The organism is Arthrobacter sp. zg-Y916 (assembly GCF_020907385.1).
Lineage (GTDB): Bacteria > Actinomycetota > Actinomycetes > Actinomycetales > Micrococcaceae > Arthrobacter_B > Arthrobacter_B caoxuetaonis.
Genome location: NZ_JAJJOD010000001.1, coordinates 541,033 through 562,709 on the forward strand (window position 1 = coordinate 541,033; position 21,677 = coordinate 562,709).

The 21,677-nt window shown below is 66.2% G+C and carries 23 protein-coding genes and 1 tRNA gene; 18 read left to right on the forward strand and 6 right to left on the reverse strand.

The window, feature by feature from the left end; all coding sequences use genetic code 11:
* Genes LOC59_RS02595 through LOC59_RS02615 form a run of 5 tightly spaced genes read left to right on the forward strand, consistent with a single transcriptional unit; the run spans position 1 to position 4,094 of the window.
* Positions 1–921: a phytoene/squalene synthase family protein gene (locus LOC59_RS02595; RefSeq protein ID WP_227894196.1), complete on the forward strand. Its 921-nt coding sequence runs from the start codon at positions 1–3 to the stop codon at positions 919–921.
* Positions 918–2,522 carry a phytoene desaturase family protein gene (gene crtI, locus LOC59_RS02600; protein WP_227894197.1) on the forward strand — a complete coding sequence of 535 codons (1,605 nt, stop codon included), beginning with the start codon at positions 918–920 and terminating at the stop codon, positions 2,520–2,522. The genes LOC59_RS02595 and crtI overlap by 4 nt, the downstream gene beginning before the upstream one ends.
* Positions 2,522–2,872: a lycopene cyclase domain-containing protein gene (locus tag LOC59_RS02605; RefSeq protein ID WP_227894198.1), complete on the forward strand. Its 351-nt coding sequence runs from the start codon at positions 2,522–2,524 to the stop codon at positions 2,870–2,872. Before crtI ends, LOC59_RS02605 begins: the two co-directional genes overlap by 1 nt.
* Positions 2,869–3,207, forward strand: coding sequence for a lycopene cyclase domain-containing protein (locus LOC59_RS02610; RefSeq protein WP_227894199.1), 339 nt, complete (start codon positions 2,869–2,871; stop codon positions 3,205–3,207). The genes LOC59_RS02605 and LOC59_RS02610 overlap by 4 nt, the downstream gene beginning before the upstream one ends.
* The gene (locus LOC59_RS02615; protein WP_227894200.1) at positions 3,204–4,094 is read left to right on the forward strand and encodes a prenyltransferase; all 891 of its coding nucleotides are present in this window, start codon (positions 3,204–3,206) and stop codon (positions 4,092–4,094) included. The genes LOC59_RS02610 and LOC59_RS02615 overlap by 4 nt, the downstream gene beginning before the upstream one ends.
* A gap of 159 nt (positions 4,095–4,253) precedes the next feature.
* On the opposite strand, the gene LOC59_RS02620 is transcribed toward LOC59_RS02615, so the two are convergent.
* Both LOC59_RS02620 and LOC59_RS02625 read right to left on the reverse strand, forming a co-directional pair.
* A complete protein-coding gene (locus tag LOC59_RS02620) occupies positions 4,254–5,744 on the reverse strand; it encodes a catalase (protein ID WP_227894201.1) in 1,491 nt (496 codons plus the stop codon).
* 41 nt (positions 5,745–5,785) lie between these two features.
* Complete coding sequence (locus tag LOC59_RS02625) at positions 5,786–6,250, reverse strand: Fur family transcriptional regulator (protein WP_227894202.1); 465 nt, start codon at positions 6,248–6,250, stop codon at positions 5,786–5,788.
* 110 nt (positions 6,251–6,360) lie between these two features.
* Here LOC59_RS02625 and LOC59_RS02630 point away from each other — a divergent pair, with 110 nt between their 5' ends.
* Positions 6,361–7,119 carry an alpha/beta fold hydrolase gene (locus LOC59_RS02630; RefSeq protein WP_229970517.1) on the forward strand — a complete coding sequence of 253 codons (759 nt, stop codon included), beginning with the start codon at positions 6,361–6,363 and terminating at the stop codon, positions 7,117–7,119.
* Positions 7,120–7,181: 62 nt separating this feature from the next.
* Positions 7,182–7,892: an esterase/lipase family protein gene (locus LOC59_RS02635; RefSeq protein ID WP_229970519.1), complete on the forward strand. Its 711-nt coding sequence runs from the start codon at positions 7,182–7,184 to the stop codon at positions 7,890–7,892.
* Here the strand turns inward: LOC59_RS02635 and LOC59_RS02640 are convergent.
* A complete protein-coding gene (locus LOC59_RS02640; RefSeq protein ID WP_227894205.1) occupies positions 7,889–8,632 on the reverse strand; it encodes an MBL fold metallo-hydrolase in 744 nt (247 codons plus the stop codon). The genes LOC59_RS02635 and LOC59_RS02640 overlap by 4 nt on opposite strands.
* Positions 8,633–8,788: 156 nt before the next feature.
* On the opposite strand from LOC59_RS02640, the gene LOC59_RS02645 reads away from it, so the two are divergent.
* From LOC59_RS02645 to LOC59_RS02655, 3 genes are all read left to right on the forward strand, one after another.
* Positions 8,789–10,060 carry an MFS transporter gene (locus LOC59_RS02645; protein WP_229970521.1) on the forward strand — a complete coding sequence of 424 codons (1,272 nt, stop codon included), beginning with the start codon at positions 8,789–8,791 and terminating at the stop codon, positions 10,058–10,060.
* Positions 10,061–10,210: 150 nt separating this feature from the next.
* The gene (gene htpX, locus LOC59_RS02650; RefSeq protein ID WP_227894207.1) at positions 10,211–11,083 is read left to right on the forward strand and encodes a zinc metalloprotease HtpX; all 873 of its coding nucleotides are present in this window, start codon (positions 10,211–10,213) and stop codon (positions 11,081–11,083) included.
* Positions 11,084–11,136: 53 nt separating this feature from the next.
* Entirely contained in the window at positions 11,137–11,820 is a 684-nt protein-coding gene (locus tag LOC59_RS02655; protein WP_227915537.1) for a histidine phosphatase family protein, read from the forward strand.
* 90 nt (positions 11,821–11,910) lie between these two features.
* On the opposite strand, the gene LOC59_RS02660 is transcribed toward LOC59_RS02655, so the two are convergent.
* Positions 11,911–12,402: a YajQ family cyclic di-GMP-binding protein gene (locus tag LOC59_RS02660; RefSeq protein ID WP_191747349.1), complete on the reverse strand. Its 492-nt coding sequence runs from the start codon at positions 12,400–12,402 to the stop codon at positions 11,911–11,913.
* Positions 12,403–12,550: 148 nt separating this feature from the next.
* Between LOC59_RS02660 and LOC59_RS02665 the strand changes: the two genes are divergently transcribed.
* The 6 genes from LOC59_RS02665 to amt all read left to right on the forward strand — a co-directional run bounded on the left by LOC59_RS02665 (position 12,551) and on the right by amt (position 17,581).
* A complete protein-coding gene (locus tag LOC59_RS02665; RefSeq protein ID WP_229970523.1) occupies positions 12,551–12,928 on the forward strand; it encodes a hypothetical protein in 378 nt (125 codons plus the stop codon).
* A gap of 91 nt (positions 12,929–13,019) precedes the next feature.
* Positions 13,020–13,101: transfer RNA gene (locus LOC59_RS02670), tRNA-Tyr, on the forward strand.
* Between the two features lie 176 nt (positions 13,102–13,277).
* Positions 13,278–13,724 (forward strand): MarR family winged helix-turn-helix transcriptional regulator, encoded by a 447-nt coding sequence (locus LOC59_RS02675; protein ID WP_227894210.1) that lies wholly within the window; start codon positions 13,278–13,280, stop codon positions 13,722–13,724.
* 66 nt (positions 13,725–13,790) lie between these two features.
* Positions 13,791–14,189 carry a thioredoxin gene (gene trxA / locus LOC59_RS02680; protein ID WP_227894211.1) on the forward strand — a complete coding sequence of 133 codons (399 nt, stop codon included), beginning with the start codon at positions 13,791–13,793 and terminating at the stop codon, positions 14,187–14,189.
* 252 nt (positions 14,190–14,441) lie between these two features.
* On the forward strand, positions 14,442–15,668 hold the full coding sequence (fdhA, locus tag LOC59_RS02685; protein WP_227894212.1) for a formaldehyde dehydrogenase, glutathione-independent: 1,227 nt from the start codon (positions 14,442–14,444) through the stop codon (positions 15,666–15,668).
* A gap of 311 nt (positions 15,669–15,979) precedes the next feature.
* Positions 15,980–17,581: an ammonium transporter gene (amt, locus tag LOC59_RS02690; protein WP_229970525.1), complete on the forward strand. Its 1,602-nt coding sequence runs from the start codon at positions 15,980–15,982 to the stop codon at positions 17,579–17,581.
* Here the strand turns inward: amt and LOC59_RS02695 are convergent.
* Complete coding sequence (locus LOC59_RS02695) at positions 17,578–17,856, reverse strand: putative quinol monooxygenase (protein WP_227915535.1); 279 nt, start codon at positions 17,854–17,856, stop codon at positions 17,578–17,580. The genes amt and LOC59_RS02695 overlap by 4 nt on opposite strands.
* Before the next feature lie 39 nt (positions 17,857–17,895).
* The gene (locus tag LOC59_RS02700) at positions 17,896–18,903 is read right to left on the reverse strand and encodes a DNA-3-methyladenine glycosylase family protein (RefSeq protein WP_229970527.1); all 1,008 of its coding nucleotides are present in this window, start codon (positions 18,901–18,903) and stop codon (positions 17,896–17,898) included.
* Between the two features lie 122 nt (positions 18,904–19,025).
* On the opposite strand from LOC59_RS02700, the gene LOC59_RS02705 reads away from it, so the two are divergent.
* A complete protein-coding gene (locus tag LOC59_RS02705) occupies positions 19,026–20,399 on the forward strand; it encodes a cystathionine beta-synthase (RefSeq protein WP_229970529.1) in 1,374 nt (457 codons plus the stop codon).
* Positions 20,400–20,451: 52 nt separating this feature from the next.
* The gene (locus LOC59_RS02710; protein WP_227894217.1) at positions 20,452–21,600 is read left to right on the forward strand and encodes a cystathionine gamma-synthase; all 1,149 of its coding nucleotides are present in this window, start codon (positions 20,452–20,454) and stop codon (positions 21,598–21,600) included.
* The last annotated feature ends 77 nt before the right edge of the window (positions 21,601–21,677 follow it).

Consider the following 21,677-nt stretch of genomic DNA (forward strand, 5'->3'; position numbering starts at 1 on the left):
ATGCCGCACGAAACGGGACTTCCCCTCTACAACCGGGCAGCAGCCGAAACAGCAGCAGTCATGATCAAGGCCTATTCGACGTCGTTCGGCCTGGCCTCGCGGCTGCTGCCACCGCAGACCCGCCGGCAGATCGAAACGGTGTACGCCCTGGTCCGGCTGGCAGACGAAATCGTCGACGGCGTCGCGTCGGCGGCGGGCATTCCTCCGGCGGAGATACGCCGCATGCTTGACGATCTGGAAGCCGAAACCGCCAACGCCATCAGGACCGGGTACAGCGTCAACCTGGTGGTCCATGCCTTCGCCCTGACCGCGCGCCGCACCGGCATAGGAACCGACCTGACGGCCCCGTTCTTCGCCTCCATGCGGGCAGACCTCACCCGCGCCGAACACACCCAGGCCAGCTTTGACGACTACGTGTACGGCTCCGCCGAAGTGGTGGGGTTGATGTGCCTGCAGTGTTTCCTGGAAGGAATCGAGCTCCCCGACGACCAGGAAAAACGGCTGCGTGAAGGAGCACAGCGTTTGGGTGCTGCCTTCCAGAAAGTGAACTTCCTCCGCGACCTTGCCGAGGATTTCGAAGCCCTGGGCCGCAGCTACTTCCCGGGAGTCACCGTGGATGCCTTCACCGAGAAGGACAAGCACCGCCTCCTTGATGACATCGAGGCGGACCTGCGGGTGTCCGGCGCGGCCATTGCCGAGCTGCCGCGCGCGTGCCGCGCCGCCGTCGCGCTGGCACAGGAACTCTTCGCCGAACTTGCCCGGCGGCTGCGCCGCACCCCGGCGTCCCTGCTTCGCACCACCAGGATCCGGGTACCCAACCCCGTGAAGCTGCGGATCGCAGCCGACGCTGTGGTGACCCACCGCCTGCGCCGGGCCGCTTCGGCCCGGACCCCCGCACCCGACGCCGAAAGGGCGCCATGAGAAACAAGACCACCAAGCCGCGCACCGCCGTCGTGATCGGCGGCGGGATTACCGGCCTGGCGACAGCGGCACTGCTGGCCCGCGATGGCCTCGAAGTCACCGTCCTGGAGAAGAATGCCACGGTGGGCGGGCGCACCGGCAGCTGGGAAACAGACGGATTCCGGTTCGACACAGGTCCGTCGTGGTACCTGATGCCCGAAGTCTTCGACCACTTTTTCCGCCTGCTGGGAACCAGCGCCGATGAACAGCTGGACCTCGTGCAGCTGGACCCCGGCTACCGGGTGTACTTCGAGGGCGACGGGGCTCCGGTGGATGTGCAGGCCACGCGGGAAAAGAACATTGCCCTGTTCGAATCGCTCGAGCCGGGAGCCGGTGCCAGGCTGGCCGCCTATCTGGACTCGGCTGCCGACGTCTACGACATGGCGAAGAAGCGCTTCCTCTACAGCACCTTCGCTTCCTTCCTTCCGCTGCTGCGCCCCGACGTGCTCTCCCGGGGCCCGCGGCTGGCCCGCCTGCTGCTGCAGCCCCTGAGCTCCTTTGTGGCCGGTAAGTTCACCGACCCGCGGATCCGGCAGATCCTGGGCTACCCGGCCGTGTTCCTGGGGTCCTCCCCGTTCACGACCCCGAGCATGTACCACCTGATGAGCCGCCTGGATCTGGAAGACGGTGTGCTTTATCCGCGCGGCGGATTCCACCGGCTGATTACCGTCATCGCGGCCCTCGCCGAATCCGAAGGCGTGAAAGTCCAAGTCAATGCAGACGTCACGCGTATCCGGACGGAGCCGGACGGCCGGCGGCGTGCGCGCGCAACGGGCGTGGAGTACCGGGATGCCGCCGGCAACCCCGCCACGGTCGAGGCTGACCTGGTTGTCTCTGCCGCGGACCTGCACCACACCGAAACCGCCCTGCTTCCGCCGGCCCTGCAGACCTACCCGGAAAAGTACTGGAAATCCCGGATCCCGGGTCCCGGGGGCATCCTGCTCCACCTCGGTGTCCGCGGCGAACTGCCCCAGCTGCTGCACCACACGCTGCTCTTCACCAAGGACTGGAAAGCGAACTTCGAGAAGATCTTTGGCAAGAACACGTCAGTTCCTGATCCGGCTTCGCTTTACATCTGCAGGCCCTCCGCCACCGACACCGACGCCGCACCGGCAGGCCAGGAGAACCTGTTTGTCCTGGTCCCGGTCCCGTCGGACCCGGGCCTGGGCACCGGCGGGACCGACGGCGCCGGGGACCCCGGGCTGGAAAAGCTGGCGGACACCGTCATTGGGCAGATCGCTTCGTGGGCGGACATCCCCGACCTGGCCGAGCGGGTCACCGTCCGCCGTACGGTTGGCCCGGGCGACTTCCACTCAGACTTCAATTCCTGGCGCGGAACCCTGCTGGGGCCGGCGCACGTGCTGAAGCAGTCAGCCTTTTTCCGCGGGTCCAATGCCAGCCGCAAGGTCACGAACCTGCTCTACGCCGGCGGCTCCACCCTGCCCGGCATTGGGCTGCCCATGTGCCTGATCAGCGCGGAACTCGTCCTCAAGCGGCTGCGGGGCGAAACGGGTACCGAGGCGCTGCCGGAGCCGGGCACCGCGGCGGAACGGCAGGGCTGATGGGGTCCCTGTACCTGCTGTTCCTGCTGGCCTCGATCGGCTGCATGGCGCTGCTGGACCATCGTTTCAAGCTGTTGTTCTTCTCCGGCGCCCCGCTGCGGGCTGCCGTGCTCCTGGCGGCCGGTCTGGCGTTCTTCCTTGTCTGGGACCTGTTCGGCATCGGGCTGGACATCTTCTACCGGGGCGAAACCCAGTTCATGCTCGGAGTGGAACTGGCGCCGCACCTGCCGCTGGAGGAAGCCTTTTTCCTCGCCTTCCTCTGCTACCTCACCATGGTGCTGTTCGGCCTGCTGAAAGTGGCAGCGGCGCACTTCGGGCGGAACCGTTCCGGACAGGAGGCCACTCGGTGACGTACTGGCTGCTGAACCTCTGCTTCCTGCTGCCCGCTGCCCTGGTGCTGGCCGCGGCACTGCTGCGCCGCCGTCGTGCCGGGCGCAGCAACCGCACCTTCCTGCTCCGGCTCGCCGGTACCGCAGCGGTCCTGCTGCTGCTGACTGCGGTCTTTGACAACCTGATGATTGCGGTGGACCTCTTCGGCTACAACCCGGAACGGATTTCCGGTGCGTTCCTGGGGCTGGCTCCGCTGGAGGACTTCGCCTACCCGCTCGCCGCCGTGCTTCTCCTCCCGGCACTTTGGGAGCTGCTGTCCCCGCGTCCGACTACCGTCCCGGAGGAAACCCGATGAGCGCCCCCGCCACCCGTACGCCCGGATCCACGCTGCGTATGCTGCTGGTCTCCTCGCGGCCGCTGTCCTGGGTCAACACGGCCTATCCGTTTGCGGCGGCCTACATGCTGACCGCCGGCGGCATTGACGCGGCCTGGATCATCGGGACGCTGTACTTCCTCATTCCGTACAACCTGGCGATGTACGGCATCAACGATGTGTTTGACTACGAATCTGACCTGCGTAACCCGCGGAAGGGCGGCGTCGAGGGGGCCCTGCTGGACCGGAGGTTCCACCGGATCACCCTGTGGGCCTCCGTGGCCACCAACGTTCCGTTCCTTGTAGTGCTGGCACTGATGGGGTCCCCGCTGTCCTGGCTGGTGCTGGCCGTGAGCGTCTTCGCCGTCATTGCCTACAGCGCTCCCGGCCTGCGGTTCAAGGAACGGCCCTTCCTGGACTCCATTACTTCCAGCACACACTTTGTCTCTCCGGCCGTGTACGCCCTCGTGCTGGCGGGAGCCCAGTTCAGCCCCGGGCTGTGGGCCGTACTGGGTGCCTTCTTCCTGTGGGGGATGGCGAGCCAGGCCTTTGGCGCAGTACAGGATGTGGTCCCGGACCGGGAGGGCGGAATCTCCTCGATCGCCACCGTCCTGGGGGCACGCACCGTGGTGCGGCTGGCCTTCGGGGCCTATGCCGCCGCCGGCGTCCTGATGCTGTTCACGCCCTGGCCGGCCCTTTTGGGTGCACTGCTGGCGGTGCCGTACCTGGTGAACCTGCTGCCGTTCTTCTCCATCCCGGATGAACAGTCAGAGGAAGCCAACGCCGGCTGGAAGCGGTTCCTGAAGCTGAACTTCCTGACCGGTTTCCTCGTGACCATGCTGCTGATCTGGTATTGGCCCTCCCGCTAGCCCGCCCCACCCCCCATCGAGAGGCCAGTTACGGCTCTTCTCAGCGCTCAAAGGAGCCGTAACTGGCCTCTCGATGGGAAGCGGGAAGGAACACCGTGGAACGCAAAAGCGGCCGGCCCCCGAAGGGACCGGCCGCTTAGCCGTGCTGGGGCAAGCAGATTACTCTGCGACGCCTACGTACTCGGCCTGCTCGTTGGCCGTGGTCTCGCCGGCGGCGAGGCTGGCACGGAGCTTGGCGCCGAGCCCGGCGTCAACGTTGGTCCAGTACTGGATTGCAGCTTCGCGGATGTGCGGGCGCTGCACACCGGAGACGGCACCGGTGATGGTTTCCAGGAAACGGGCCTTGGCGGCGTCGTCGAACACCTCGCGGTACAGCGTGCCGGCCTGGCCGAAATCGCTGTCCTCGGAGTGCAGGGTAGCGGCGGAACGCACCAGCGCGCCGTCGTTCTCCCAGGTGCCTTCACCGGCGAGTGCCGGGTCGGCCACGGGGCCGCCCAGGGTGTTCGGGGCGTAGACCGGGGTCTCCGGGGAGTTGAACGCGAAGCGGCCGTAGCCGTCCTGCGAGTAGTTGTTCACCGGAGCCTTCGGTGCGTTCACCGGCAGCTGGTTGTAGTTGGTGCCCACGCGGTAGCGCTGTGCATCCGGGTAGGAGAAGATGCGGGCCATCAGCATCTTGTCCGGGGAAGCGGCAATGCCGGGGACCAGGTTCGCGGGAGACAGGGCAACCTGCTCGATCTGCGCGAAGAAGTTCTCCGGGTTGCGGTTCAGCGTGTGCGTACCGACCTTGATCAGCGGGTAGTCCGCGTGCGGCCAGACCTTGGTCAGGTCGAACGGGTTGAACCGGTAGGTCTTGGCATCTTCGTACGGCATGACCTGGACGAAGAGGTCCCAGGACGGGAAGTTGCCGGCAGCGATGTTCTCGTAGAGGTCGCGGCGGTAGTAGTCGGCGTCGGCGCCGGCGATCTTCTCAGCCTCGGCACCGGTCATTTCGACGTTGCCCTGGTTGGAGACGAAGTGGTACTTGACCCAGAAGCGCTCGCCCGCGGCGTTGATCCACTGGTAGGTGTGGGAGCCGAAACCGGGCATTTCACGCCAGGAGCGCGGCAGGCCGCGGTCGCCCATCAGGTACGTGACCTGGTGTGCGGACTCGGGGGAGTTGGTCCAGAAATCCCACTGCATGTCGGCGTCGCGCAGGCCGGAACCCGGGAGGCGCTTCTGCGAGTGGATGAAGTCCGGGAACTTGATGCCGTCGCGGATGAAGAACACCGGGGTGTTGTTGCCGACGATGTCGTAGTTGCCCTCGGAGCTGTAGAAACGCAGCGCGAATCCGCGGACGTCGCGCCAGGTATCAGGGGAGCCCATTTCGCCGGCAACCGAGGAGAAGCGCTGCACGGTCTCCGTGGTGGTGCCGGGCTGGAAAACAGCTGCACGGGTGTACTTCGAAACGTCTTCGGTGACGGTGAATTCGCCGAACGCGCCGCCGCCCTTGGCGTGCACGATGCGCTCCGGGATGCGCTCCCGGTTGAACTGGGCAAGCTTCTCAACCAGGTAACGGTCGTGGAGGACAACCGCGCCGTCAGCTCCGTGGCTCAGCGAGTGTTCGTCGCTGGCAACCGGAGTGCCGGTCTGGGTGGTGGTGAAGTTCGACATTCTCTCTCTTTCTTCTTTGGGTGGAGCGGTAAGGCAGTGAATCAGGGTCTCTGTGCTGCGCTCGCCTTTGCTGCGCAGTCGGAGCAGAGCCCCTGGTACAGGACATCCGCAATCTGGATGTTCATGCCGTGGGTGTCGCTGGGCGTCAGGCACGGTGCGTGCCCGACGGCGCAGTCCACGTCTTCGATCCGGCCGCAGCCGGTGCAGATTGCATGATGGTGGTTGTCATTCACACGGGTCTCGTAGCGCGCCGGCGAATGCGGCGGCTCGATCCTGCGCAGGAGTCCGGTGTCGGTGAGGTCGGTGAGGACTACGTAGACAGACTGGAGGCTGATGTCCGGAAGGGTGGTCCGCACAATAGCTGCGACTTCTTCCGCATCTGCGTGCGGTGAGTGGTCGACGGCGTCCAGCACGGCCAGGCGCTGCTTGGTCACCCGGCGTCCGTGTGCACGCAGCTGCGCTGACCACTTGTCAGTGGTTGCCGCGGATGCTGCTGTGGAAGTCATGGAACTATCATACTCCCTTATTTTGAATAACTCATAATAAGGCCACCCTAAGCCTGGCGCTAGGGTGGAGCCTGCAGCGCCTCGGCGGCTGCCAACCCGAAGGAGACAAGGTGTCCGGAACCGCGGCGGAAACGAAGGTGCAGCGCCTGCGTGTGGGAGAGTACGACGTCGGCCTGCGCACCTCGGGCAAGGAGGGGCCGGACATTGTGCTGGTCCACGGCATCGGCGCTTCGGCGCGGTACTTCGAGCGCCTCGCCGCCGAGCTGTCCGCCGGCGCCCGGGTGCACTGCCTGGAACTGCCCGGCCACGCCGGACTGCCGCGCCCGCCCGAGCCGCTGACCATGCAGGGATATGCGGACGTGGTTCTCCAGGCCCTGCGCCAGGCGGGAATCGGCAGGGCCCACATGGTGGGCCACTCCATGGGTGGACAGGTGGCCGTGGAGACCGCCATCCTGTCACCCGAGACGGTCTCTTCGCTGTTGCTGCTGGGCCCTACGGTAAACCGGGCCGAACACCATGCCGTCCTGCAGGGCATGCGGCTGGCCCAGGACACACTGCGCGAGCGGCCGGCACTCAACCGGATCCTGTTCACTGATTACCTGCGCGCCGGGCCGCCCTGGTACCTGTCCACCCTGCGGAGGATGATGGATCACCGCCTGGAAGACCGCCTGGCGCTGGTGTCCTGCCCGGTCGCCGTCGTCCGCGGTGCCCGGGACCCCATTGTTCCGCCCTCGTGGCTGCTGCGGCTGCAGGGCGCACGCCCCGGGATCCTCATTGGGGAGGTTCCCGGTGCGCCGCACGTCCTGATGTGGAACCGTCCGGCAGAGACTGCCGCCTGGGTGCACAGGATGGTGGAGGCAGGGACGTGAGGCCCAGGGCGCGGGGAGCCCACCCACCGGAGCAGCCTTCGCGCCCGGGGGTCCGGCGCCGCGTGGCCCTTGCGGCGGCCTGGGCAGCCGACTACGCCTACGTTGCCCGCTGGCAGATTCAGGGCTTTCTCTGCCGGCTGGATCCGGCACCCTATCTGCGTCCCGCAGGCGGCAGCAAGCTGCGCCAGCCGGTGGTGCTGATACCCGGGGTCTACGAGAACTGGCAGTTCCTGCGCCCGCTGGCGGCGGCGCTCGCCGAACACGGGCACCCGGTACACACCGTCAAGACCCTGGGCTACAACCGCGGGCGCGTGGATGAGATGGCACGCAGGGTAGAGGACTACCTCAAACAGGAGGACCTTTGGCAGGCGGCAATCGTGGCGCACAGCAAGGGAGGCCTGATCGGCAAGAGCGTGATGTTGGGCCCCGAGGGGCACCGCATCACCCGGATGGTGGCTGTCAACACCCCGTTCTCGGGTTCGCCGTACGCCCGGTTGTTCCTGATCCCTGCCATCCGAGCGTTTTCTCCGCGGGACCGGAACCTGCGCCTGCTTCAGGCCAGCCTGGAGGTAAACGCGCGCATTTCATCCGTGTATGCGTCCTTCGACCCGCATATCCCAGGCGGCAGCGCCTTGGACGGCGCCAGGAACATCATCCTGGACGCCATGGGCCACTTCCGGCCGGTTGCGGACCCTGAACTGCACGGCATCGTGGCGCAGGAGCTGGACGGCACCGATTCCCCGCCGGGCCGGCCTGCCGGCAGCGGCAGCTAGCTGGCACCCTTCGCCAGCGCCTGCTCGACGGCGGCTTCGGCACCTTGGGTCCAGGGGTCCCCGTGTCCGGGCAGCAGCAGCGGAGCTCCGGTGCCGGCCAGGACCTGGAGCGAGTCCAGTGCGGCGGCGCTGTTGGCCGTGGCTGCTCCGGAGACAATCTGCGGTCCGGTCTGGCCGGTGTAGGGATTCAGTGTTACCAGCGCATCTCCGCAGATCACTGCGCCGCGCTCGGGAAAGTGCAGGGCCACATGCCCTGCGGTGTGGCCGGGGGTCGCAAGCAGGTCCGGAGCCCCGGGCAGGGTGGCGCCGGAGTCGGGGGCCAGCTCCAGGACATCGCTGACGCCCCGCACCATCCACGCCCCGGCCAGGGTCATGGCACCAAGGCAGCGGAGGGCTGCGGGGAAACGCACCGGGTATTCCAGCCGCGGCCGTTCGTGGGCGTACCGGTACGGATGTGCAGCGATGTAATGGTCTGCCGGATGGGCCAGGATGGGAGCACGGAACTCCGTGCGCAGCTTCGCGGCGGTGCCTGTGTGGTCGAAATGCCCGTGAGTCAGCACAATGGCGCTGACGGAACCGGGTCCGTAGCCCAGCGAACGCACGGCACTGGAAATCGCGTGCTGGGCAGCAGGCAGGCCCGTGTCGACAATCATGACTTCGCCGCCGCCCTCAACGAGGTACGCATTCGTGTATGCGTGCTGGATCAGGTGGATGCCGTCGGCAACGTCGCGGGTCAGCATGGCGGGCCTCCTTTAATGGGGGGAGAGGTGCGAAACAGAATACCCTAAGCATGCTTTCGTCCTGCCTTTTCGAGCCGTCACATCGCCAGCGGCATCCCCCGCGCCGTCCCCGGCGAGCTGCCGGTCCCGGGGGCTGTGCTCGCTTAGACTGCTCTGGTGCCAAGACTGCTCGCTGACCTGACCCCGCTGCGTGAGAGCCCGGATTACCGCCGGCTCTGGACCGGAACAGCACTCTCCGCAATCGGAACGCAGCTCACGCTGGTGGCAGTGAGCCTGGAGGTCTACGACCTGACCCGCTCCAGCCTGTACGTCGGCATGCTCGGGGTGGTGGGCCTGGTTCCGCTGATCCTGGCCGGTCTCTATGGCGGCTCGGTGGTGGACGCCTACGACCGCCGGAAAGTCGCACTCTTCTCCGCCGTCGTCCTGTGGCTGACCACGATCGGAATTGCGGTCCAGGCGTGGCTGGGCCTGGACAACGTCTGGCTGCTGTTTGTCCTCGTGGCTATCAACTCCGGGGCCGGCGGACTCAACCACCCGGCCCGCAGTGCCATCATTCCGCGCCTGATCCGTCCCGAGCTCCTTCCCGCCGCCAACGCCCTGAGCATGATCACCTTCGGCCTGGCGATGGCCATCGGGCCCCTCCTTGCCGGCGTGCTGGTGGGCCAGGTGGGGTACGGCTGGACCTACACGATCGACGTCGTCACCTTCACCGCGGCCATGTGGGCGCTCTACCGGCTGAAGCCGATGCCGCCCGTCGGCCAGGTCCAGAAGGCCGGCCTCAAGTCCGTACTGGAAGGCTTTACCTTCCTGGGCACGCGTCCGAACATCCGCATGACGTTCATCGTCGATTTGGCGGCCATGGTCCTGGCCCAGCCCAGGGCACTGCTGCCCGCCATCGGAGCACTGATGCTCGGCGGCGGCGCCGAGACGGTGGGAATCCTGCTCGCAGCGACCGCCGCGGGCTCCTTCCTTGCCGGGCTTTTCTCCGGCCCGCTGGGCCTGGTTCGCCGGCAGGGGCTGGCCGTGATGTGGTCGGTCGTGGCCTGGGGACTCTCGGTCGCCGCCTTCGGTGTTGTGGTGGTGCTCGCCGGAGAGCACGACGGCGGCGCGGTCTCGCCGTGGCTGCTGCCGGCGGCGCTGGCCATGGGGGCTGCGGGGATCGCCGACTCGATCAGCGGTGTCTTCCGCTCGACGATCCTGCAGGCCGCTACCCCCGATGCGATGCGCGGCAGGCTGCAGGGCGTCTTCGTCGTGGTGGTCGCCGGCGGGCCGCGGCTGGGGGACCTGGTCTCCGGGATTGACGCATCGTTCCTCGGGGAGGGATGGGCCGCGGTGGCTGGCGGACTCGCGTGCGTTGCCGCCGTCGTCGTCCTGGCCCGCGTGCAGCCCGCCTTCGCGCGATACGACGCCCGGCACCCGGAACCGTAACCGGGGAACCGTAACCCACCCTCGAAGCGTGCGCGGAACAGTGCGCGGTGCAAATACGTTAAGGGTTACGGAAAACGTCAATGCGGAAGGTTTTGGACCTGCCCTCCCGTGGGAGGCGGGGGCCTTCCGCCCAGGAAGGATCGTGTACACGTGCACCGACATTTCAACGGTTTGAAGACTGCAGTCCTCTTCGGGGTGCTCTTCGCCGTGCTGCTGGGAATCGGCGGCCTGCTCTCCAGCGGTACGGGCAACTCCGCGTTTATCTGGATCTTCCTTCTCATCGGCCTGGCCACCACGGCATACAGCTACTGGAACAGTGACAAGCTGGCTATCCGCGCCATGCACGCCGTGCCGGTGACGGAAGCGCAGGCCCCCGAAATGTACCGGATTGTCCGCGAGCTCTCAGCCAAGGCCGGCCAGCCGATGCCGAGGCTCTACATTTCCCCGACCATGGCCCCCAACGCCTTTGCGACCGGACGGAACCCGCAGAACGCTGCGGTGTGCTGCACCCAGGGGATCCTGGCGCTGCTGAACGAACGCGAGCTGCGCGGGGTGCTCGGCCATGAGCTCATGCATGTCTACAACCGCGACATCCTCACCTCCTCCATTGCCGCCGCGATTGCCGGCGTCATCACGTCCCTCGGGCAGTTCCTGCTGTTCTTCGGCGGCGGTGACCGGCGCAACGCCAACCCGCTGGCCATGATTGCCATGGCCATCCTCGCTCCGCTGGCGGCGAGCCTGATCCAGATGGCCATTGGCCGGACCCGGGAGTACGACGCCGATGAAGACGGCGCGAAGCTCACCGACGATCCGCTGGCGCTTGCCTCGGCACTGCGCAAGCTGGAGACGGGTACCCAGCAGGCGCCCCTGCCCAACACCGACCAGAAACTGGTGAATACCTCCCACCTGATGATCGCCAATCCCTTCCGCAACGGTGTCCGCGGCCTGCTGGCGACCCACCCGCCCATGGCTGATCGGATTCGCCGCCTGGAAAACATGGCCGGACACCCGCTCGGCTCCTAGTCTGTGGAGCAGCGCGGAATGCCACTGGCAGGTAACTGGGAAGGAATGCAGCGATGCGCCTGATTCTGGTCCGTCACGGACAGACGCCGTCGAATATTGAACGACTGCTGGACACGGACGCGCCCGGGCCCGGACTGACCGAGCTGGGGATGGCGCAGGCAGCAGCGCTTCCCAAGGCCCTGGGACATGAGCAGGTCAGTGCGGTCTACGCGTCGAACCTCATCCGGACGCAGCTGACGGCGCAGCCGCTGGCAGACGCACTGGCCCAGCCAATCGAAGTACGCGAGGGCCTGCGGGAAGTCTCAGCAGGGACCCTGGAAATGCGGGGTGACCCGGAATCGATCCAGGCCTACCTGCGGACGGTCTACGCCTGGGTGAACGGCGACCTCTCCGTCCAGATGCCCGGCGGGCCGGACGGCGCGGAAACGATCGGCCGCTTCGACGAGGTGGTCGCTGAACTCCAGCGGGCGGGGCATGGAGTCCCGGTGGTGTTCAGCCACGGCGCCATCATCCGGGCCTGGGCAACACTGCGGGCCAGGAACGTCGGGCCGGACTTCATTGTGCAAAATTCTTTGAGCAACACCGGGATCGTCGTCCTGGAAACCACGCCCCGGCCAGAGGCCCGCGGGCACGCCTGGGAGCTGCTGACTTGGCAGGGCGAGGCCGTTGGCGGCGCGGCACTGCAGGATCCGGAGACCGATGGTCCGGCAGCTGACGACGTCGAACTGGCACCCTGACGGCCCCCGAAACCACAAACAACGACGGCGGCGCTCCCCGGAATGGGGGCGCCGCCGTCGTTTGCTTCTGCGCTGCGGAACTGCGCGGGCTTAGCGGAAGTTGATGAACTGCAGGTCGACGTCGAGGTCCGCGCCCTTGAGCAGCGCCATGGTGGCCTGCAGGTCGTCCCGGGACTTGGAGCTGACACGCAGTTCATCGCCCTGGATCTGGGACTTAACGCCCTTGGGGCCTTCGTCGCGGATCAGCTTGTTGATCTTCTTCGCCTGGTCCTGGGCGATGCCTTCCTTCATGGTGCCCTCGATGCGGTACTCCTTGCCCGATGCGTAGGGCTCGCCGTCGTCGAAGGACTTCAGCGAGATGCCGCGCTTGACCAGCTTGGACTGGAAGACGTCCAGGACGGCTTTGACCCGGTCCTCGGAGTTCGCCTTCATCAGGATCTTCTCGCCGCTGAAATCAATCTCCGCGCCGACGCCCTTGAAGTCGTAGCGCTGCGCGATCTCTTTCTGCGCCTGGTTCAGGGCATTGGCAACTTCCTGCTTGTCGATCTTGCTGACGACGTCGAATGTCGACTCACTGGCCATGGTGGACTCCTTGGTTTGGAGGGCTGTTGGACTTTCCTGACTCCAAGCCTAATCGGTAGGCCGCGCTCGCGGGCAGGAGGCATGCCTCACAGCGGACGTACAGCCCGCGTGCACAGTACTCTCAAGCGGACACGGAAAGCTTGGGCGCATGAGCGAGCAGAACAAAGGATCATCCGGGCCGGGGCCTGATCTGGAGCCCCCGCCTCCCGGCCGGCGGCGGCCGGGTGTGTTGCTGCGGACCGCTGCGGCGTCATCGGTCCTGGCCGCAGTCTCCGTGACGGGCCTCGGCGCTGCAGCCGCTCCTGCCCAGGCCGGCGTGCCCGGCAGCCCGGAGGCCGCGCCTTCGGAAACCAGGACAGGTCAAGCAGCCGGAGGCTTTGTTGCCTGGCAGGGGCCCTCGGCTGCCGAACGCCTCGCAGGTGTCCGGACAGAGCTCGAGGAGGCCGTCTCCTGGGGCGAGGTCAGCACCGAACAGGCCCAGGGTTTTTACGCCCAAATCAGCTCCCGGATCGCCCGCGGACGCTAGCCCCGGAGCCCGATTCGATTCTGCGGCCAATCTTCTGTAAAGTTGTCTTGCCCGCGGTTACCGCGGACAAAGTCTTCGCAAGAAGGCCTTCGGCAGATTACCCGAGCGGCCAAAGGGGGCTGACTGTAAATCAGCTGGCAATGCCTACGGGGGTTCGAATCCCTCATCTGCCACCGAAGAAGAATCCCGCTCCAGCCTCAGGCTGGGGCGGGATTTTTGTTGCCCAACCTAACCCGCCGGCGGAGTACCGGCAGGGCAGAACCGCCGGTTCACGCAATCTTGCCGGAAAACAGGCAAGTACGGTGAGGCCCCTAACCCCAGATGACTAGGCGGTCTAGGCTTCTTAAGCATGAACGAGGAAACAGCTCTGGACCGCTTAGCTGAGGACTTCATCGAGGCGCTGCGTGAAGCTGTCTTCCTGGTACGCCATATGGACACGGAGTTCGGGATTACTGCCAATCAGCTGGGCACCCTGCGGATGGTCTCCGGAGACGGCATGCGGGTCAGTGACATTGCCCGGAACCTCGGGATCAAGGTTCCCAGTGCGACTGAACAGATTATCCGGCTGGAACACGCCGGACTGGTGCGAAGGAGCCCCGATCCGCTGGACTCCCGCGGCGTCAGGGTCACGCTCACCCCGGACGGCAGCCGCAAACTGGCTGTCGAAACGGAACAGCGCAACTCGCTGCTGGCCGGCATGCTGGCCCAGCTCACCGATGCGGATCGGGAGAAACTGCATGATGCCATGCCGGTAATAGCCAAAGTCACCCACATGGGATACTCCGCCATGGCCTAACCAGGCCCTTCACCGTAGAGCGAACAGTTGCAGACATCCCCGCATGGGACCGATAGCGTTGGTTCCATGGCAACTATCGACATCACCGAGGCAACGTTCCCCGAGACCATCGAGGACAACGACATTGTGTTCGTTGACTTCTGGGCTGACTGGTGCGGCCCGTGTAAGCAGTTCGCACCGGTTTACGACGCCGTCTCGCAGCAGCATGAAGACGTCACCTTCGCGAAGGTGGACACGGAGGCTGAGCAGGGGCTCGCAGCCGCCGCCGGCATCACGTCGATCCCCACACTGATGGCCTTCCGTGAAAAGGTGCTCGTTTTCTCCCAGCCCGGCGCCCTGAACGCCAACCAGTTCACCGAACTGGTTGAAGCCGTCAAGGGCCTGGACATGAAGGCCGTCCATGAGCAGATCGCAGCCCAGGAAAAGGGCCAGGCGGCGGCAAGCCAGGACGGTCAGGCGAGCTAGCCAGCGTGCCGGCGCCTTACGCGCCTTCACCATTAATGCATTGACGGGCAGCCCCTCCAGGACGGAGGGGCTGCCCGCTGCGCTTTAAGGAAGGCTGCAGCGTCGGTTGGACCTCTCGGATCGGCGTCTTTCGCCCTAGCCGCATACCGGCTCGCGTTGTAGGCTCGGGCTCCCGGGGGAGCGAAGCGGCCTCCGGCTGCCTGCCTGCCGGGGAACCAGTCAATGAGGACCTAGGTGACAAGGCGAGGAACCATGAGCGGTAATCGAGCAATTGCATACATCGAACCCGGTGTCGTGGAAGTCCAGGACATCGACTATCCGACTTTCGAGTTGAGGGACGGACCGGGTGTGAACCCGGCCAACGTGGGGCGGAAACTGCCCCACGCCGCAATCCTGAAGGTGGTAACAACGAACATCTGCGGCTCTGACCAGCACATGGTCCGGGGCCGCACCACGGCACCGCCCAACCTGATCCTTGGCCATGAAATCACCGGCGAGGTGGTTGAAACCGGCCCCGGCGTCGAATTCATCAAGGTGGGGGATCTGGTGTCGGTTCCCTTCAACATCTCCTGCGGCAGGTGTAAGAACTGCAAGGAACGCAAGACCGGTGTCTGCCTGAACGTTAATCCCGACCGGCCCGGCAGTGCCTACGGCTACGTGGACATGGGCGGATGGGTGGGCGGCCAGGCCGAGTATGCGCTGGTGCCCTACGCGGACTGGAACCTGCTGAAGTTCCCGGACAAGGACCAGGCCATGGAGAAGATCATGGACCTGACCATGCTCTCGGATATCTTCCCGACCGGCTACCACGGCGCCATAACGGCCGGGGTGCGGACCGGTTCCACCGTCTATATCGCCGGTGCGGGACCAGTAGGACTGGCCGCTGCAGCCGGTGCCCAGCTGCTCGGTGCCGCCGTCGTCATTGTCGGTGACCTCAATGAGGACCGCCTGGCCCAGGCGCGCAGCTTCGGCTGCGAAACGGTGGATATCTCCAAGGGCGATCCACGGGACCAGATCGAGCAGCTGCTCGGTGTGCCAGAGGTCGACTGCGGCGTTGATGCTGTGGGGTTCGAAGCCCGCGGCCACGGCCACGGATCCGGATCCGAAGCACCGGCAACCGTGCTGAACTCACTGATGGATGTCACCGCCGCCGGCGGTGCGCTTGGCATCCCCGGACTCTACGTCACGGGTGATCCGGGCGGAGTGGACGAGGCAGCGAAGGTTGGCTCGCTCTCCCTGAGCCTGGGGACGGGCTGGGCAAAGTCCCTGTCCTTCACCACCGGCCAGTGTCCGGTCATGAAGTACAACCGTGACCTGATGATGGCGATCCTCAACGACAAGGTGCAGATCGCCAAGGCCGTGAACGCGACAGCCATCAGTTTGGACGGCGCACCGGAAGCGTACCGGGAGTTCGATTCGGGGGCGGCACGAAAGTACGTGATCGACCCGCACGGCGTGACCGGACCGAACGCCAACTAGCGCGCAGAGTGCCGGAGGCAAACACCTGATCCGTGTTTGCCTCCGGCACCGGCGGTTTCGGCTTCCGGCCTTCTAAACGCCGCTTCCCGGCCGGTAAGCTCGATTCGCCGGGGACACCCCACCAATTCTCACGGCCCCTCGGCGGCACCACTCATGCGGATACGAGTTGGAAGCGGGGATCGGATGCGGACACTCCTGGCAATCGAAACAGGCAATCTTTCAAGGAAGTATTTCTTCGGCGGAGTCCGGGCACGAATTCCGTGGCTTTCCGGTTCCCACGGACACCGGGTGCCCCGGACCGGAGCCCGGCTGTGAACGGGGCGGATACCGCATGGGTGCTGGTCTGCGCCGGCCTGGTGCTGTTTATGACACCCGGGCTGGCGCTTTTCTACGGCGGCATGGTTCCCGTGCGGAACGTGCTGACCATGATGATGCAGAACATCATTCCGCTCGGCGTCATCACCGTGACCTGGGTGCTTGTGGGCTACACGCTGGCCTTCAGTAACCAGGGGAACTCGATTGTGGGGGAGTTTGATGCTTTCGCCCTGATCGGGGTGGATACGCCGCAGTTCCATACCGTGACCACCGGAGTCACCATTCCGGCGCTCGCGTTCGTGGCTTACCAGATGATGTTCGCGATCATTACCCCGGCGCTGCTGACCGGTGCCACCGCGGGACGGCTGCGGTTCGCCGGCTGGACAGTGTTCCTCGTGGCTTTTTCGATCCTGGTCTATCCCCAGGTCGCCCGCTGGCTCTGGCACCCCAAGGGCTGGCTGACCCAGCTCGGTGCCCAGGACTGGGCCGGCGGGATCGTGGTGCATGCCTCGGCAGGTGCCGCGGCCATCGCTGTGCTGCTGGTGGTGGGGCGCCGGCGGGGCTGGCCCAGGCTGAAGACTTCACCCAACAACCTGCCGCTGATGCTTGTGGGTGCCGGAATCCTGTGGTTCGGCTGGTTCGGCTTTAACGCCGGAGACGGACTGCAGGCCAACGGCATCGCTGCCCAGGCACTGGTGAACACCCACGTTGCCGGAGGGGCGGCCATGCTGACGTGGCTGCTCGTGGAGCGGTTGACCAGCGGCCATTCAACTTTGGTGGGAGCCGTGTCCGGTGCGGTGGCCGGGCTGGCCACCATCACTCCCTGCGCGGGTTATGTCGGCACCGGTGCAGCGCTGCTCATCGGCCTGATCGCCGGATGTGTCTGCTGCTTTGCCGTGGGGCTGAAGCGCGTCCTGCATTACGACGACGCGCTGGACGTCATCGCCGTGCACTTCGTGGGTGGGGTGACAGGTTCATTCCTGCTGGGCTTCTTCGCTGACAGCAGCATCAACCCGGTCAGCGAAGACGGCGTTTTAACCGGCGGAGGCGGGGCCCTGCTATGGCACCAGACCGTGGCGATCGTCTGCGTGGTCCTCTTTTCCTTCGTCGTCAGCTGGATCGCTGCAGCCGTCATCAGCAAGACCATTGGACTGCGTGAGCCGGGTCCGGAGCAGGACTCACTGGATCTGGTGCAGCAGGGCCAGTCCGGTTATTCGCTGAGCGGTGTCACCACCCGGCCTTCCACCAGCGGGCGGGGTGCAGGAGAGGGACGCGAGGCTGCCGTCCAGCCGGGCGGACCCCGGCTGCACGTGGTCAGTGCGATCGTGAACACCGAACGGATCGACGGGCTGCGCGATGCCATGCTCATGGCCGGAGCCAGGTCGCTGGAGCTCACCGAGACCACCGTATACACCGGCAGGATCCACTCCCAGGTGTTCCGCTCAGAAGTACGCCAGCTCGACTTCGAAGACCGGCTGCGTGTCTCCGCGGCAGTGGATGACGAGCACGAAGAAGCCGTGGTTGCCGTCCTGCGCCGGTTTGGTGCGGAACCGGGTTCCATCCACCGGCTGGAGCTCAGCCCTGATGGCGGTTCCTAACCCCGGTGCAGGGCCACCGGCTCGGCCAGCAGGGCGCTGAGGGATTCGTCGAGGTCCTGCTTGGCCGCGCCGCGGGCATGGCGGTCAAGGTCTTCCTCGGAGGCCCACTGCTCGCTCAGCACAATCCGGTCCTCGGACTCCTCGGTGATTTCGTAGCGCAGGCATCCAGGCTCCGCGGTGACCTGCTCAATGGCGATCTCCAGGGCCAGCTTGACCCGGAAGAACTCTCCGGGGTTCGGGACGAAAACGGCGGTCAGGTCTACGGGTGCACTCATGGGAATAACTCTAGGCGAACACTGCCGTCCACACCCCGGTCAGTGACGGCGGTGGTCCTGCGGGGACAGGCGCGGGCCGAAGGCCTGTTTGCGGAAGCCGGTCAGCCCGATCAGCCGCACCACCCGCTGGCGGTGTCCGCGCCACGGTTCCAGCAGCGCCAGCATCCCGGCGTCGTCGGTCCGTTTACCGGTAAGTGCCGCGCCCACGTATGCGGCCAGATGGAAGTCTCCCACCGAAACGTCGTCGGGGGAGCCGTGCGTGCGCTGCAGGATTTCGGCCGCGCTCCACGGCCCGATACCGGGCACGGACTGCAGCTTCGCGGAGACCCCGGGTCCCAGCGGCTGCGCGGCCAGGCGTTCCAGGCCCGACGCCGCCGAACAGGCGCCCAGGATGGTCCGGGAGCGGTGCGAATCCACGCCGGCCCGGTGCCAGTCCCAGCTGGGAACCTTCCGCCAGCCGGCAGCGTCAGGGGCTGTCATGAGCCCGGCCGGTGCCGGGCCCGGAGCCGGCCGGCCAAAGCGCTGCACCAGGTACCGCCAGGCGTGGTACGCCTCCATCTGGGTGACCTTCTGCTCCAGGACCACGGGAACCAGGGACTCGATGATCCGCCCGGTGCTGGGCAGGCGGAGACCTGGATGGCGCCGGCGGGCCTCCTGGAGGGCAGGCGGCAGCGTAGCCATAAACGCCGGGTCGTCAAAACCCGTCCAATGGTCGAATTCGCCCAGCAGCGCCGGGACGGACTGCAGTGCCTCGGCGGCACCGGGGCCCCATGCCTGCGCCGAGACCCGGGCGGGCGGCCGCAGCGTGCCCCCGCTCTGCACCAGAAGGAGCGTCACGGGACCGGAAGCCGTGCGGAAGGACAGCCAGGCACTCGAGCCGCCTAATCGGACCGTGGGATCCCCGCCGCCGTGCGCCACAATGCGCAGGGTCGCAGCGAGGTCCAGCGGCCGGGAGAATTCAAACCCGGCGCTGGCCCCGGAAGTCCGGGCCCTGCCGCAGGCGCCGGCAGCGGCAGCGGGAATTTCTGCTGCGGTACCGGAAGACATGCCACCATGCTCGCACGGCGCAAGGCTACTTCTGTCCCAAATGGGCAAGTATGCAGGAACGTTTGCTACGCCGTGTTCAGCGGGACCTGCTCCTTTGGGGCCAAGACAGTAACGTGGTGCCCATGAAGTATGCCAATACTGTCCTGGACCTGATCGGCAACACCCCGCTGGTGAAACTCCACCACGTCACCGAAGGCATCGAAGCCACGGTGCTCGTGAAGCTGGAGTACCTCAATCCCGGCGGTTCCATCAAGGACCGCATCGCGGTGCGGATGATCGAGGCGGCGGAAGCCGAAGGCACGCTGCAGCCCGGCGGAACCATCGTCGAACCGACCAGCGGCAACACCGGCGTCGGCCTGGCATTGGTGGCCCAGCAGAAGGGCTACAAGTGCATCTTCGTCACCCCGGACAAAGTGGGCGTGGAAAAGCGCGACGTGCTGCGCGCCTACGGTGCGGAGGTCGTGGTGACACCCACCGCCGTCGCCCCCGAAAGCCCGGAGTCCTACTACGGCGTCTCCGACCGGCTGGTCCGGGAAATTGACGGCGCCTACAAGCCGGACCAGTTCTCCAATCCGGCGGCCCCCGCCAGCCACTTTGAGTCCACCGGACCCGAAATCTGGGCCGACACCGAGGGGAAGGTGACCCACTTCGTGGCCGGCGCGGGAACCGGCGGAACCATTACCGGCACCGGACGGTACCTGAAGGAAGTCTCTGCCGGCCGTGCAGCGGGTCCGGTGAAGATCATTGCCGCAGACCCCGAAGGTTCCGTGTACTCCGGCGGTACCGGACGCCCCTATTTCGTCGAAGGAGTGGGCGAGGACATGTGGCCGGGCAACTACGATCCGTCGGTCCCGGATGAAGTCATCGCCGTGAACGATGCTGAATCCTTCACCATGACCCGCCGCCTAGCCCGGGAAGAGGGCCTGCTGGTAGGCGGATCCTCCGGCATGGCCGTGGTCGCAGCGCTGCGCGCTGCCAAAGACCTGGGGCCCGACGACGTCGTGGTCGTCCTGCTGCCGGATTCCGGCCGCGGCTACATCGGCAAGATCTTCAATGACGGCTGGATGAAGTCCCACGGGTTCCTGGCCGAAGAGGGCGAGGACGCCACCGTGGCGGACGTGCTGGCCGCCAAGGCAGGGGACGCAGCGGTGTTTGTCCCCAAATCCGCCACCGTCCTGGAAGCGGTGGAACTGCTGGGACGGCACGGCGCTGCCAGCCTCCCGGTCCTCGCCCACGAACCGCCTGCGGTGCTGGGCGAAGTCCACGGATCGGTGGACGAGCGCTCGCTGACCGAAAAGCTCTTCCGCGGAGAAGCCAAGCCCGGCGATCCCGTGAGCGAGCACCTGGCGCCCAAGCTGCCGCAGATCGGTGCAGCCGAATCCGTGTCCGCGGCCCGTGAGCGCCTGGCCGAAGCCGACACGCTGCTGGTCTCCTCCGGTGGAACCTGGCACGGCATCCTCACCCGCCGCGACCTGCTCAACTACCTGAGCGCCTAGGCAGACGACCAACGCCCCGACCGCCGGTCCGCCGGCACAAGGAGGAAGAACCATGACCGAAGGCTTCAACACCCGCGCCATCCACGCCGGGCAGACCCCGGACCCGACGACCGGAGCGGTGATTCCGCCGCTGTACCAGAGCACCACGTACGCCCAGGACGGGATCGGAGGGCTGCGCAACGGGTACGAATACGGCCGCGGCACCAATCCGACCCGCGATGCGCTGCAGGAACAGCTCGCTGCGCTCGAAGGCGGCCGCCACGCGTTCTCCTTCAGCTCCGGACTGGCTGCCGAAGACGCCCTGATCCGGGCACTGCTGGCACCGGGGGACCACATCGTCCTCGGCAACGATGCCTATGGCGGAACCTACCGCCTGATCAACCGGGTGCTTTCGGCCTGGGGTATCACCAACGCAGCGGTGGACATGTCCGACATTCCAGCGCTCGAAACGGCCATTGCCGCCGGCAACACGAAGATCGTCTGGCTCGAGACGCCGTCGAACCCGATGATGAAGATCTCCGATATTGCTGCGGTCGCCCAGGCAGCGCACGACGCCGGTGCCCTCCTGGTGGTGGACAACACCTTCGCGTCCCCCTACCTGCAGCAGCCGCTCGCCCTCGGTGCGGACATTGTGGTGCACTCCACCACCAAGTACATCGGCGGGCACTCGGATGCGGTGGGCGGCGCAGTCATCCTGGACGACGACGCCGCCGCCGAGAAGATCGGCTTCATCCAGTACGCGGTGGGTGCGGTCTCCGCTCCGATGGAGGCCTGGCTGACCACGCGCGGCCTGAAGACCCTCGGCGTCCGGATGGACCGCCATTCCTCCAATGCCATGGCGGTGGCCACGTGGCTGCAGGGTCAGCCTGCCGTCGAGTCCGTGCTGTACCCGGGGCTGGAAGACCATCCGGGACATGATCTGGCCAAGGCCCAGATGAAGGACTTCGGCGGCATGGTCTCGGTGTCCTTCAAGGGCGGTGAAGCTGCGGCGCGCAAGGTAGCGGAGGCCACGAAGGTCTTTACGCTGGCCGAGTCCCTGGGCGGCGTCGAGTCCCTCATGAACTATCCGTCGGAAATGACGCATGCATCCGTGAAGGGGACGGAGCTTGCTGTCCCCGAGAACCTGCTGCGGCTCTCGGTGGGCATCGAGGACGTCGAAGACCTGATCGCGGACCTTGACCAGGCCCTGAACCAGCTCTAGGACAGTACGAAGCCCTGCCTGTTCGTTCCAGAACCGGCAGGGCTTCGTGCTGTGCGGACTAGGGTTTCGGCGGAGGC

Bases quoted from the DNA above. Each gene is read 5' to 3' on its own strand.
- LOC59_RS02605 (WP_227894198.1), top strand. From the start codon at position 2,522: ATGGGGTCCCTGTACCTGCTGTTCCTGCTGGCCTCGATCGGCTGCATG.
- LOC59_RS02660 (WP_191747349.1), bottom strand. From the start codon at position 12,402: ATGGCCAGTGAGTCGACATTCGACGTCGTCAGCAAGATCGACAAGCAG.
- LOC59_RS02700 (WP_229970527.1), bottom strand. From the start codon at position 18,903: ATGTCTTCCGGTACCGCAGCAGAAATTCCCGCTGCCGCTGCCGGCGCC.
- LOC59_RS02705 (WP_229970529.1), top strand. From the start codon at position 19,026: ATGAAGTATGCCAATACTGTCCTGGACCTGATCGGCAACACCCCGCTG.
- fdhA (WP_227894212.1), top strand. From the start codon at position 14,442: ATGAGCGGTAATCGAGCAATTGCATACATCGAACCCGGTGTCGTGGAA.
- LOC59_RS02595 (WP_227894196.1), top strand. From the start codon at position 1: ATGCCGCACGAAACGGGACTTCCCCTCTACAACCGGGCAGCAGCCGAA.
- LOC59_RS02665 (WP_229970523.1), top strand. From the start codon at position 12,551: ATGAGCGAGCAGAACAAAGGATCATCCGGGCCGGGGCCTGATCTGGAG.
- LOC59_RS02655 (WP_227915537.1), top strand. From the start codon at position 11,137: ATGCGCCTGATTCTGGTCCGTCACGGACAGACGCCGTCGAATATTGAA.
- LOC59_RS02695 (WP_227915535.1), bottom strand. From the start codon at position 17,856: ATGAGTGCACCCGTAGACCTGACCGCCGTTTTCGTCCCGAACCCCGGA.
- crtI (WP_227894197.1), top strand. From the start codon at position 918: ATGAGAAACAAGACCACCAAGCCGCGCACCGCCGTCGTGATCGGCGGC.
- LOC59_RS02625 (WP_227894202.1), bottom strand. From the start codon at position 6,250: ATGACTTCCACAGCAGCATCCGCGGCAACCACTGACAAGTGGTCAGCG.
- LOC59_RS02640 (WP_227894205.1), bottom strand. From the start codon at position 8,632: ATGCTGACCCGCGACGTTGCCGACGGCATCCACCTGATCCAGCACGCA.
- LOC59_RS02675 (WP_227894210.1), top strand. From the start codon at position 13,278: ATGAACGAGGAAACAGCTCTGGACCGCTTAGCTGAGGACTTCATCGAG.
- trxA (WP_227894211.1), top strand. From the start codon at position 13,791: ATGGCAACTATCGACATCACCGAGGCAACGTTCCCCGAGACCATCGAG.
- LOC59_RS02620 (WP_227894201.1), bottom strand. From the start codon at position 5,744: ATGTCGAACTTCACCACCACCCAGACCGGCACTCCGGTTGCCAGCGAC.
- LOC59_RS02710 (WP_227894217.1), top strand. From the start codon at position 20,452: ATGACCGAAGGCTTCAACACCCGCGCCATCCACGCCGGGCAGACCCCG.
- LOC59_RS02615 (WP_227894200.1), top strand. From the start codon at position 3,204: ATGAGCGCCCCCGCCACCCGTACGCCCGGATCCACGCTGCGTATGCTG.